This window comes from Nocardia vinacea NBRC 16497, from assembly GCF_000308835.1.
GTDB lineage: Bacteria > Actinomycetota > Actinomycetes > Mycobacteriales > Mycobacteriaceae > Nocardia > Nocardia vinacea.
In genome coordinates this window covers 1-11,576 of record NZ_BAGN01000231.1, presented here as the reverse complement: position 1 = coordinate 11,576, position 11,576 = coordinate 1, and the positions used below count along the sequence as shown (strand labels likewise).

At 67.4% G+C, this 11,576-nt stretch carries 7 protein-coding genes and 1 pseudogene; 4 read left to right on the top strand and 4 right to left on the bottom strand.

All coding sequences use genetic code 11. The annotated features are described in order from the left end of the window. The first annotated feature begins 738 nt into the window (after positions 1-738). The gene (locus tag ON44_RS32155; RefSeq protein WP_085998660.1) at positions 739-2,316 is read left to right on the top strand and encodes a DUF2339 domain-containing protein; all 1,578 of its coding nucleotides are present in this window, start codon (positions 739-741) and stop codon (positions 2,314-2,316) included. A gap of 292 nt (positions 2,317-2,608) precedes the next feature. Here ON44_RS32155 and ON44_RS32150 read toward each other — a convergent pair whose 3' ends face one another. From ON44_RS32150 to ON44_RS32135, 4 genes are all read right to left on the bottom strand, one after another. Next, the gene (locus ON44_RS32150; protein WP_040697209.1) at positions 2,609-5,485 is read right to left on the bottom strand and encodes an MMPL family transporter; all 2,877 of its coding nucleotides are present in this window, start codon (positions 5,483-5,485) and stop codon (positions 2,609-2,611) included. Next, complete coding sequence (locus ON44_RS32145; protein ID WP_040697204.1) at positions 5,485-6,213, bottom strand: NYN domain-containing protein; 729 nt, start codon at positions 6,211-6,213, stop codon at positions 5,485-5,487. The genes ON44_RS32150 and ON44_RS32145 overlap by 1 nt, the downstream gene beginning before the upstream one ends. Next, positions 6,213-7,022, bottom strand: coding sequence for a tRNA (guanosine(46)-N7)-methyltransferase TrmB (gene trmB, locus ON44_RS32140; protein ID WP_040697202.1), 810 nt, complete (start codon positions 7,020-7,022; stop codon positions 6,213-6,215). The genes ON44_RS32145 and trmB overlap by 1 nt, the downstream gene beginning before the upstream one ends. 71 nt (positions 7,023-7,093) lie before the next feature. After that, on the bottom strand, positions 7,094-8,431 hold the full coding sequence (locus ON44_RS32135) for a lipase family protein (RefSeq protein ID WP_051182674.1): 1,338 nt from the start codon (positions 8,429-8,431) through the stop codon (positions 7,094-7,096). Between the two features lie 171 nt (positions 8,432-8,602). Here ON44_RS32135 and ON44_RS32130 point away from each other — a divergent pair, with 171 nt between their 5' ends. The 3 genes and pseudogenes from ON44_RS32130 to ON44_RS32120 all read left to right on the top strand — a co-directional run. After that, complete coding sequence (locus tag ON44_RS32130) at positions 8,603-9,385, top strand: SDR family oxidoreductase (RefSeq protein WP_040697199.1); 783 nt, start codon at positions 8,603-8,605, stop codon at positions 9,383-9,385. Positions 9,386-9,540: 155 nt separating this feature from the next. Beyond that, on the top strand, positions 9,541-10,674 hold the full coding sequence (locus ON44_RS32125) for a hypothetical protein (RefSeq protein ID WP_040697197.1): 1,134 nt from the start codon (positions 9,541-9,543) through the stop codon (positions 10,672-10,674). Next, positions 10,661-11,576 (top strand): annotated as a pseudogene (locus ON44_RS32120) (hypothetical protein); the annotation flags it as partial. The gene ON44_RS32125 and the pseudogene ON44_RS32120, both read left to right, overlap by 14 nt.

Here is an 11,576-nt window from a genome sequence, read left to right as displayed (position 1 = left end):
AGCATTGGAGACATGACTACGTCTATCGATCCCGCGCTGATTTCGCGGTTGTCCGGGGAGTTCGCTGTGTTGGGAACGCAGATGGGCGTCCTCGGCCGAGATCTGGATTTGTTACGAGCGCAGGTTGTTGCCGATTCTGTTGCGGCATCTGCGGTTTCGCAGGATCCGATGCCCAGTGGTGGGCATACATCGGATGCGTCGGCGGTCTCGGGGGAGGCGGCGACTGGCCGGACCTCGACGGCACCGTCGGGTGTTCCGGCCATGCCTGCAGGGGGCGCGGCGCCACAGCAATCAGCTCGTGCCGGTGGTGCTGGCGCTTCCGTCGTGCCCGCGGCCGGTGCGGTCCCGGCTGTGCCTGAAGAGGATGCAGCGCCGCAGCAGTCGGCGTCTGCCGGTGCTGCGGGGGCTCCCGGTGTGCCTGCGGCGGGTGGGGTGCCGGGTGTACCCGCTGCAGGGGCGGTGCCCGACGCGCCGATGGCGGGTGCGGTGCCTCCTGGTGGGGTGGGGCGGATTCCGATGCCGCCGGCCGTGCCTTCGGGGTGGGCGCGGCCCGTGCCCGGGTATGGCGTGCCAGGCGGTGTCGGGATGTCCGGGCGGCCTGCGGGTCCGGGGGCTCCGGGTATGCCCGGCGGGTTTGTGCCGCCAGGACCGTGGGCGGTTCCGCCAGGGGTGCCGCCGCGGCCGCCGAGGTGGGTTGGGGCGGGTGCGCCGAAGACTCCGTGGTGGCAGCAGGAGGGGATGATCAGTCGGGTGCTGGCGGTGGCCGGGGTGGGGGTGACGCTGATCGGGGTGGTGATGCTGTTGGTGCTTGCCGCGCAGGCCGGGTTATTCGGGCCCATGCCGAGAGTTGTTGCCGGGGCGGTGTTCTCGGCGGCACTGGTGGGAGCGGGGGTGCGAGTGTTCGGGCGGGCCGGTGGTCGGGTCGGTGGAATTTCCTTGGCGGCCACCGGTATTGCCGGGGCGTATCTGGATGTGGTCGCGGTGACGGCTATCTACGAGTGGTTGCATCCGGTGGTCGGGCTCGCGGTGGCGCTTGGTGTTGCGGCGGGTGGGGTCGGGTTGGCGATGCGGTGGCAGTCGCAGCCGCTCGCGGTGCTCGTGGTCGCGGGTGCGGCGTTGTTGTCGCCGTTCGTCACGTCGGAATTGGTGCTGTTCGCATTCCTGATCGTGTTGCAGTTGACCTGTGTGCCGGTGCAATTGGTCCGTGATTGGCCGTTCCTGCACGTGGTGCGCACGGTGCCGGCGACATTGGCGACCTTGCTCGCCATTGCCGTCGCTGTCGTCGACGATCCGGCGCAGGGCCGGGTGTACTGGCTGCTCACCGCCGCGGTGGCGATTGCGGCGATCGGGTTGGTCGGCGGTGTTCTGGTGGTGCGCAGGCGATCCGGCGATATCGTCGCAGCGCTGAGCTTCGCGCTCTCGACGGTTCCGCTCTTGGCCGCCCCCGCGATGTTCGAGCGGCACTCGGCCACCTTGGTCGCGGCCGTTTATGCGGCGGTCTTGTTGGCCGTGGCGGCATCGCCTATCGTGCCGAAATTGCGTGAGCTGGTCCAGATTCCGGGTTCGATCGCATTCGTCTGCGCGATCGCCGGTTCGTTCGCGCTGCTCGAAGCGTGTGTCGGCGTGACACGACTGCAGACCCTGCCGATCGCACTGTTCCTGGTGGCGCTCTGCTACCTCGGCTTGGCCGGACAGCGGCGCTCCCGCATTACCGCCGCCATCGGCGCGGCATTCACCCTGGTCGGATCGGTCGTGTACTTCACCACCGTGACTCCGGAAGCGCTTGCGACACAACGGCTTGCGCATTTACGCCTGGGTATCGCGACCGAGCTGGGAGCTGTCCTCGCGCTCGCCGTCCTCGCTGTGGGCGTCTGGTGCGCCCGGAGACTCCCCGGCATGACCAAGGGCGGAACCGACGAGTCGACGCTGTTCGTCGTCGCGAGCATCGCGGGCTTGTATGCGGTAACCGCCGCGGCGGTCTCGATCGGCATCGCGACCGACCGGGCCGACGGTTTCATCATCGGCCACAGCGCCGCCACCATCCTGTGGATGGCGGCCGCCACGTCCGCGCTGTTCTTCGGCCTGCGCAACCTGTCCCGCTCGGCCGCCGTCGCCAAACTGGCACTCGGCTCCGGACTGCTCGTCACCGCAGCCGCCCTGGCCAAACTGTTCCTCTTCGATCTCGCCACCCTCGATGGCCTGGTCCGAGTAGCAGCCTTCCTGGTAGTCGGCGTCCTGCTGCTCCTGGCAGGGACCCGCTACGCCCGAGCCTTCGCCGAAGCCGGTGCCGCCAACGCGGATTCAGCAGAACGCTGACAACTGCGCCGAAACTCGAGCCACCGGCGAAGGCTCGGCGGAAGCGCCCCATATCGGCATCTGCCTGCACACCATCCTCGCCTGGCTCGACGATCATCAGCCCGCAGCGGACGACAACCTGAGCCCGACGCCGATCCGGTGAGTCATAGGGTTCGCACCGAGCGGCCCGCAAAAACCGCTGGCACCGAAGCTGCTCAGTGTCGTTCAGCCGTCACCGACGAATCCGCCACCGGCACCCGGGTAGGAACTGATGTGGCTCGAGCCGAAACGAAAGCCGTAGCCGCACAACGCGTTACTCGCGATCCCGCCGCCGCAGCAACTCGTTCACACTGACCGTCCGCCCGTCCGCACTGTGGTGCCGACCCTCGTCGGGCTGGCCGATGCGGCGACGGTTGGACCGCAATTCGGCCATCCAGTTTTCGATGCTGCTGCGGTTCTCGTCCGAGGCATCGTCATTCGACGGGGCGGGCCGTTCCGATGCCGCGTGGTGGGTCGGATGGTCCGAAGCCGGGATCGGCATCGACTGAATCGGTGGCGGTGGCGGCGTCGGCGTGGGCGTGGGCGCAGGCGGAATCGGACGAGTCGGCTCGGACGCCCCTGAAATCGTCGGAATCGGCCGCGGCCGAATGGGCTCGGGTGCCGACGGCGCCGACTGGCCGAACGGCGCGGCTGGCAACCCCGGCGCAGGCGGCGACCCCGGCGCAGGCGATGCCTGTCCGTATGGCGGCACGGGCGGCCCGGGCGGTGGTGTATGCAGCGGCGGATTCGCCCGCGGCCGAGTCGGATCGTGCGGCCCGACAACCGGCCGCGGCGGCGCCGCTGGTTCGGGCGGGAGTTTCGCGAAATGCTGCGTCGGCGCGTCTGCCTCGATCTCCTCGACGGTGCGCGGCCGCCGCGGTGACCGCGATCGAGTACTGGCGTTATCGGTGAGCGCCGGCATCTGCATCGTCACCGGATCGGTGATGGGCGTGGTCTTCACCAGGTCGACGACCTCGCCCCCGCCGGGACGCTCGTCGTCCAGAATGGGTTCGCCGAGCCCGATCTTCTGCTGCACCTTCTTCATCCACGTCGGCGCCCACCAGCAGTCGTCGCCGAGCAGCTTCATGGTGGCCGGGACGAGCAGCATGCGCAGAATCGTCGCGTCGATGAACAGCGCCGCGATCATGCCGTAGGCCAGATACTGCATCATGACCAGATCGGAGAATGCGAACGCGCCCGTCACCACGAGCAGGATGAGCGCGGCGGCGGTGATGATGCGCCCGGTCTGCGCGGTACCGATGCGCACCGCCTCGGTTGTCGAAGCGCCCTGCGTACGAGCTTCGACCATGCGCGACAGCAGGAATACCTCGTAGTCGGTCGAAAGACCGTAGATAACCGCGATGATCAGCACCAATACCGGCGACATGATCGGCTGCGGCGTGAAGTTCAACAGGCTCGCACCGTGTCCGTCGATGAAGATCCACGTCAAAATGCCGAGCGTGGAACCCAATCCGAGCGCGCTCATCAACGCGGCTTTGATGGGCAGCACCAGTGAGCCGAAGGTGAGGAACATCAGCAGCGTGGTCACGAACAGCACCAGCGCGATCATCAACGGCATCCGGTGCAGCAGCGCGTCGATGCTGTCCTTCTGGATCGCGGGCTGTCCACCGACATACATCTGCACGTCGTCCGGGATTTCGAGGGAGCGCAGATAGTCGATGGTCGGATCGAAATTCTCCGAATCCGCGAGCGTCGCGCTGGTGCGGAACACTTCCTTGTCCGTGTTGGACTGAGCAGGCACGTCGAAGGTGCCGTTCAAGCCGGGCGCCTGCTTGGCCGCGGCCCACACCTTGCCGACGGCATTGCTGTTACCGGAGACGAAAACCAGCTGGATCGGATCGGACTTACGTAGCGGGAAGATCGAGTCGAACTTCGCCTGTGCGAGTCGGGTCGCGTTATCCGGCGGCAGATACCGCTCGTTGATACCGCCGAACGCCAGATTCTTGACCGGAATGATCAGCAGCAGCAACAGGATGCAGATCGGGATGGCGATCTTGAGCGGATGCTGCATTACCCAACGGGTCGACTTGCCCCAGAAACCGGTCTCGACTTCCTCGGCGGTCTTGGTCTTGCGGAATCGCTTGAGGCCGAGCATGTCCACCCGCGCCCCGAGAATGCTGAGCATCGCGGGCAGGATGGTGATGGCGGTCAGCGCGGCCAGCGAGACGGTCGCGATCGAGCCGTAGGCGATCGATTTGAGGAAGCCCTGCGGGAACAGCAGCATGCCGCCGAGGCTGGCGATGATCATGGTCGCGGAGAACACCACGGTGCGACCCGCGGTCATCACCGAGCGGCGCACGGCCGCACGCGTGTCGTAGCCCTCGGCGAGTTCCTCTCGGAACCGACTCACGATGAACAGGCCGTAGTCGATGGCCAGACCGAGACCGATCATCGAAACGACCGGCGAGACAAACGAGTTGACCTCGGTGAACTCGGTCGCGAACCGCACGATGCCCCAGGCGCCGATCACCGTGAGACCACCGACGATCAATGGCAGCGCCGCCGCGACCACACCGCCGAAGATGAAGAACAGCAGCACCGCGACCGCGGGGATGGCCAGGATCTCCATCCGCTTCTGGTCGGCGGCCATGGTGTCGTTCAGCGTGCCCGCCACCGCCTGCAGGCCCGCGACCTGCACATCGATGCCCGGAATGGCGAAGACGTCCTTCACTTTCCGGAAGTTGCGCACCATGGCGGTGTCGTTATCGCCCTGGATGGCGATCGAGGCGAAGGTGTACTTCTTATCCTTCGAACCGAACGTCAACGGTGATGCCGGACCGGTTTCGGTCTGCCAGTAGGCGCCGTTGATCTTGGCGATCTCATCCGGATGTTCGCGCGGCAGCATATTGAGGCTGTCGACGATCTTCTGCCGGAATTCGGGATCATCGATCGTCTTACCGTCCGGTGCGGTGTAGAGCACGATCACATCGCTGTTGTGATCACGTCCGAACGCCTCGTCGGACAACTTGGCCGCTTTGGCCGATTGCGACGTGGGATCATCCCACCCGCTGGAGCTGAGATGGTCTTCCAGGCCGAGGCCGTAACCGCCGAGTGCCAAGAGTGCGGCCGCGACAATGCCGATGACGGCGAAGCGCAGCCGATAGACCAGATCGCCCCAGCGTGTGAACACTAAGCGACTCCTTGGGCAGGGCGAGAGGTGAGCAGCGCCGACAGCGGCCGGAACGGCTGCAGCCAAGCACCCTCGTCGGGCAGCGAGTCGAGGCTGACCCGGGGCAGCGGTTCACGGAACACGCCCGGGATGTCCTCGAGATCTACGAACTCGAGGGTATCGGATGTTACGGCCCAACTCGCATGCTCACGGAAGCCGAGTATCTGAACGGGGATTCCGTTGGCGGCCAATCGTTCGAGCGGTTCGCGGAATGCCTGGCCATCGGCGGAGGCGACCATGATGCCCGCCAGCCCGGCACCGCGGCTGCGTAGCTCGATGTGCGCGAGCATGTCCGCGTCGACATCGGAGTCCTCGTCGATCTTGGGCTTGGCGAAGACCGCGTAGCCGACATTGCGCAGCGCCTCCACCCACGGCCGCACCACATCGGCGGTGCCGGGCGCGATATTGGTGAAGACGGTCGCTTCCGGTTCGACCCGGGTCACGCTGCCCACCGATAGTTCGGCGGTGCGCGCGAGCAGCCAGCGGCCGAGCGCGTCGAAGCGCGGTCGATAGGCGGCGGTCGGGCGGCCGCCGAGGATCGCGCCCAGTCCCATATCGAGGTTCGGGGCGTCCCAGACCAATAGCACCCGACGCACATCGGGCGTAACCGCGCCGATCACCTCGGATCCGGTTCCGTGCACCTCCCCGGCAACATCCACGACCTCAGGGGCCATCTCACCGACACTCATCATTCGATCTTCCCCCATATGAACTCGTTGATGGCGCTTCCGGCGCGATGTGCCTTGCCTTCGAACTTCGTGACAGGCCTTTCGAAGCCGATCGGTGCGCTGTCGCGATGTTCGGCGCTGATCCCGCCCGTGGTCTCGTTCAGGCCGATGAGCTGTGGTTCTGCGGCGCCGACTTCGGCGATGAATTCGGCGTAGTCGGCATGGTCGGTCGCGACGTGCAACACACCGCCGGGCCGCAGGCGATTGGCGATCAATGCGAATGTCGCGGGCTGCAACAGCCGCCGCTTATGGTGTCGCGCCTTCGGCCACGGGTCGGGAAAGAAGACCCGAACGCCCGTGAGCGACTGCTCAGCAATCATATTTTCCAACACATCCACAGCGTCACCGCGCAGCAGTCGAATGTTGTCGATCTGCTCGCGCTCGATGCGCTGCACCAGTTGCGCGAGACCGGGCTGATAGACCTCGATGCCGATGAGATTCAGATGCGGTTCCGCCTGTGCCATCGCGGCGGTGGCGGTGCCTGTCCCACAACCGATCTCGATGACGAGCGGGGCCTCGCGGCCGAACCAGGCGGCGGCGTCGAGTGGTTGGTCGGCCACTTCGCGACCGATCTTGGGCCAGGTGCGATTCCAGGATTGCTGCTGGGTCGCGGTGAGTGCGCCCCGGCGCGAGCGGAAGCTCGTCACTCGGGGGTACAGGCGAGAGCCCGAGCCCTTTCGGGATCCACCGTCCGCCGGAGCCGGAGCTGTGGACGGCGGTCCGGGAACTGACTCGGCAGTATGGTTCGCGGCGTCGTTCACGCGCTCCATTGTCCAGCATCGCAGGATGCGGGCAGCAAGCGGTCGTAGCGGATCGCTTGCGGGTCGCCCGAGGCGAACAGTTATGCGGCGCGTACGCGGGGGATTCGAGCCGCGGGCTCGGTCTCCTGACGCAGCGGCTTGCCCAGCGCCACCTTGAGCGCGGTGCCGAGCATTTCCCACAGTCCGCGCACCCCCGTGGGCGAGGCGGCGACCGACCACACCGTGCTGTCGCCGACTTCGCGCACCGGTTTTCCCGCGAGCCGATCGCCGAGCCAGTCCAGGCTGATCGGGGTGGCCAGCGGGAGCAGGGAGAAGTGCTCGCTGAGCCGGTCGCGCACATAGGTGACCTGTGCGCCGCCGCGGCGATACCGCTCGACTTGGCCGTCGACGCCGTCCACATGGATGATCTGGTCGTGCACCGGCTGCACCACCAGCAGCGGGCAGGTCGGCGTGGAGTGGCCGAGGCGCAGGTCGTCGAGCATGGCCTGCATATCGGGCGCGGCGAGCACCTCGGCGAGCGGACGGCTCAGATGGTGGCCGACATCTCTTTTGACGAGCCCGAGAACCGCCGCTAACGGTGTCGACCGTTCGGCGCGTTCGATGAGCCGGAGCCCCTCGGCATCGCAATCGCTGTCGAATACCGCGGCCAGTGCCGGGTAGAGCCTGCGTAGCGCCGCGATCACGATCGCGGGCAGTCCGGCGTAATGCCCGCCGTTGAGTCGGGTGAATACCTGGCCGGGATCGCCGACCGGCGCGCCGAGCACCGCGCCGACGATATCGAGCTCCGGTGCGTAGGTCGGCGCCATCTCGACCAGCCATGAACTGGCCATACCGCCACCGGAATAACCCCAGACCGCGATCCGGGTATCAGGGTGCAGACCCAGCGGTGCGAAGCGCAGCGCCGCGCGGATTCCGTCGAGCCCGCGGTAACCGGGCTCGCGTGGCGCGCCGAAATTCCCGTGCGGGCCCTCGTGGTCGGCGATGCTCACCGCCCAACCACGGCGCAGTGCGTTGGCCACCAGCATCCATTCGAGTTGGGTGACCGAGCCGAGTGCGTGCGAACCGCGACGCAATGCGTAGGAGGGGGAACATCGCTCGGCGACCGCGTCCATGGCGGTCTGGAAGGCCAGCAGCGGGCGGTCTTCGTTCGGGTCGGCGTCGAGCGGCAGCAGCACCGTGGTGACCGCCGCTTCCGGGGTGCCGTGCATGTCACAGCTGCGGTAGAGCAGCTGCCAGGCCGAGACCTGCTGCGGCACAAGGCCGAACAGTGCGAGTTCGACGCGACGACTGCGCAGGATGGTCCCGGCCGGACGAGCCGCGAAGCCTTTGGGTGGTCGGAGGAAGGGATCGCTACTGGGTAGCAATGGCTTCCTATCGCCGGACGCATCCGGCTCAGCACCGATGACATCGACGGTCACGGCAACCTCCTCATCGAGACCAGCGGAACGGATTCCGCCTGGTCGGCTTGCCGCGTTCGAAAAGCGAAGCTGCGCACCGACTATGGTGCCGACCATCCCGCCAGATTAAGTGACCATGGCATCTGGGGGAACCCCGAGGTAGGGGGCTTGCCGCCGCACTAGACTGCGCGCATGAGCAGACCGACTGTGTTCATCACCGGTGCGGCGGCGGGTATCGGCCGGGCCACGGCCCTACTTTTCGCAGCACAGGGGTATCACGTCGGTGCATACGATATCGATGAGGTGGGGCTGACCAGGCTCGCGGCCGATATCCACGCCGCCGACGGCAGTGTGCGCACCGGGGTGCTGGATGTGACGAACGACACTCACTGGACCGAGCGTCTCGCCGAGTTCAACGGGGACGAGAACCGGCTCGACATCCTCGTCAACAATGCGGGCATCCTGCGCGCGGGTTCGTTCGAATCGATCGATCTGGCCGCCCACCAGACAATCATCGACGTCAATCTCGGCGGGGTCATAGCGGGTACGCATGCCGCGTTCAGCTATTTGCGCGATACGCCCGGTGCTCAGGTGGTGAATCTGTGCTCGGCGTCGGCGATCTACGGCCAGCCCGAACTCGCCAGCTACGGCGCGACCAAGTCCGCGGTCAAAAACCTCACCGAGGCACTCGATCTCGAATGGGAGCACCACGATATCCGGGTGATCGCGGTGTGGCCGCTGTTCGTGGCCACCGCAATGGTGGACGGAGTCGAAACCGGTTCGACCAAGTCGCTTGGCGTGCGCCTGACCGCCGAGGATGTCGCGCAGGGGATCTGGGACGCGACCCGCAAGCGCGGACGGCTGCCGCGCGTGCACTACGAAATCGGCGCGCAGGCAAAGGTACTTGCGGCCGCCGCGAAATACGCGCCGAACTGGGCCGTGCGGACCGCGAACAAATACTTCAGCGGCAGCTGACCGTTCGAGCGACCTGCAAGCAGTCGCTGCTGACCGTTTCGAGCGACCTGCAAGCAGTCGCTGCTGACCGTTTCGAGCGACCTGCAAGCAGTCGCTACGGCCCGTCCACGCGGTATGTCTGCAAGAATGGCGCACCGAAAAGGGGGTGCGAAGCTTTGCCGACAGTCACCGAATCCGACGGGCCCCGGATCCGACCGGGCGGACCCGCACGGGAACTGGACCAACTCGACCACCTGCTCGCGACGCTGCGGTCGGGTGCCGATCCGCGGATCGTGGGCCAGGTGGGGACCGCCATCGCGCGATGGCGTCGGCCGCCGCGCATCCAGGTGACCGGGCGGGCGTATACCGGGCGGACCACCGTGCTGCACGCGCTGGCGTTGATGTCGGCGGTGGAGACAGCGCCGATCGATGAACCGGGCGTCGCCGATCCTGAACTCGACGCCGACATCGTCGTCTACGTGCTCTCCGGTGCGCCACAGCCCGCGGACCGGCGGATTCTGGCGGGCTTGCCGCCGGAGCGCACGGTCGCGGTGTTGAACAAGGCCGATGCCATCGGATCCCGGTGGGGTGATGCGGTCGCCGCCGCCGAGCAGTACAGCGGCGGGCTCGGCACCATCACGCTGCCGGTGGTCGCCTCACTGGCCGTGCGCACCAGGGCCGGTGCGGTGAGCGAGGCCGATATGGTCACGCTGCGCCGCCTGGCCGAAACGGCTGATCCGGCGCTCACGCTTTCGCCCGACCTGTTCGTCTCGGCATCGGCCGGACCGGATGTCGCTGAGCGCGAAGAACTGCTGCAGCGCTGGGATCTGTACGGCGTGACCTGCGCGCTGTCGGCGTTGCGGCAAGACCCCGAACTGGGTCCGCACGCACTGCTGCAGATCATGCACGCGGCCAGCGGTATCGATCCGCTGCACCGCTTATTGCATCGCCGCTACGAACAGGTCTCCGCACTGCGCGGCGGCGAACTCCTCGACGAACTGGCCCGTCTTGCCGCCCGCGCCGTCCCGGCCGACGGCGCGAACGCACGGGACATGCTGGAGGACTACCTCTTCGGCGACGACGCCCTCTGGCTCGGCCTCTGCGCGGGCCTCGCTTACCCGGAGGTCGCCCACCTGGCCGCCGGATATCGCGCACCCGCGCCGTCCGACGCCGACGACGCCCTCGCCCGCGCCGCCCGCTGGCGCGCGGTGGTCTCCAGCGATATGTCCCCTGCGGCTCGCCGCGCCGCCCTCCGCGTGCACAACGGCTACATCCGGCTATGGGAACGGATGAGCAGTGCCGGACTCTGAGCAACCGGATTCCGCGGGCACGGAGCCGTCGGCCTCGGGTGCGACCGAGCGTGCTGAATCCGCCACTGCTCCACGCCGATCCGCGAGTGGTCCGGCGACACAGGCATCGCCGCCGAGCGGATCGCCGACGAGTGCGGATGAATCGACTGGACCAGCGGAGGGACCGGCCGCCGCGCCCGGTCGGTCAGCTGGTGCGTCACGCGGGGCTCCTGATGGATCGCCCGAACCCGAGAAGGGCTCGCTGGCTCCAGAGGTCGAGGCGGTCATCGCGCGGTGGAATCCGCAGGGGACGGCGCTGTTGCGCGCGGTGCGGGGGACGGGGGTGGCGTCGGCGGTGTCGTTGATCGGGCCCGATGACGCCAATACAAGCCTGTTGCGCACCGAGCTGGCTCGGTTCGAGCCGCGGATCCCGCTCTCGGATCCGGTACCCGATGCGAGCGCAGCGGTGGAGACCACATCGCCGTCGGGTAATGCGCCATCGGCGGTCGCGCTCATGCTGTTGGACGCGGGTAGTGCCCTCGGCGCGGACACCCTGCACATGGTGCGCCGCTTGCGCGCCGACGGCACCCGGATCCTGCTCGCCATGAACGGCATCCACGCCTACCAGGACTGGCGCGCGGTGCAGGCGCACAACCTCGAACTGCTCGCCGCCCATGGCATCGACGATCTGGAGATCGTGCCGGTATCGGCCCGGCTGGCGGTGGCGGGCCGGGCGGCGGGGGATGCCGGCCTGCTCGATCGCTCGGGCCTCGGCGCGCTGCACGCGGAACTCGCGGCGGCCACGACCGGCGCCGAATCCGACGACCGGGTCGCCGCCGTCACCACGCGGGTGTTGACCGATACCCGCCGACGGGTCGCCGAACAGGTTGCGGTGCTGCGCTCCGGCGCGGAACCGATCCAGT

Bases quoted from the DNA above. Each gene is read 5' to 3' on its own strand.
- trmB (WP_040697202.1), bottom strand. From the start codon at position 7,022: ATGGAGCGCGTGAACGACGCCGCGAACCATACTGCCGAGTCAGTTCCC.
- ON44_RS32130 (WP_040697199.1), top strand. From the start codon at position 8,603: ATGAGCAGACCGACTGTGTTCATCACCGGTGCGGCGGCGGGTATCGGC.
- ON44_RS32145 (WP_040697204.1), bottom strand. From the start codon at position 6,213: ATGAGTGTCGGTGAGATGGCCCCTGAGGTCGTGGATGTTGCCGGGGAG.
- ON44_RS32155 (WP_085998660.1), top strand. From the start codon at position 739: ATGATCAGTCGGGTGCTGGCGGTGGCCGGGGTGGGGGTGACGCTGATC.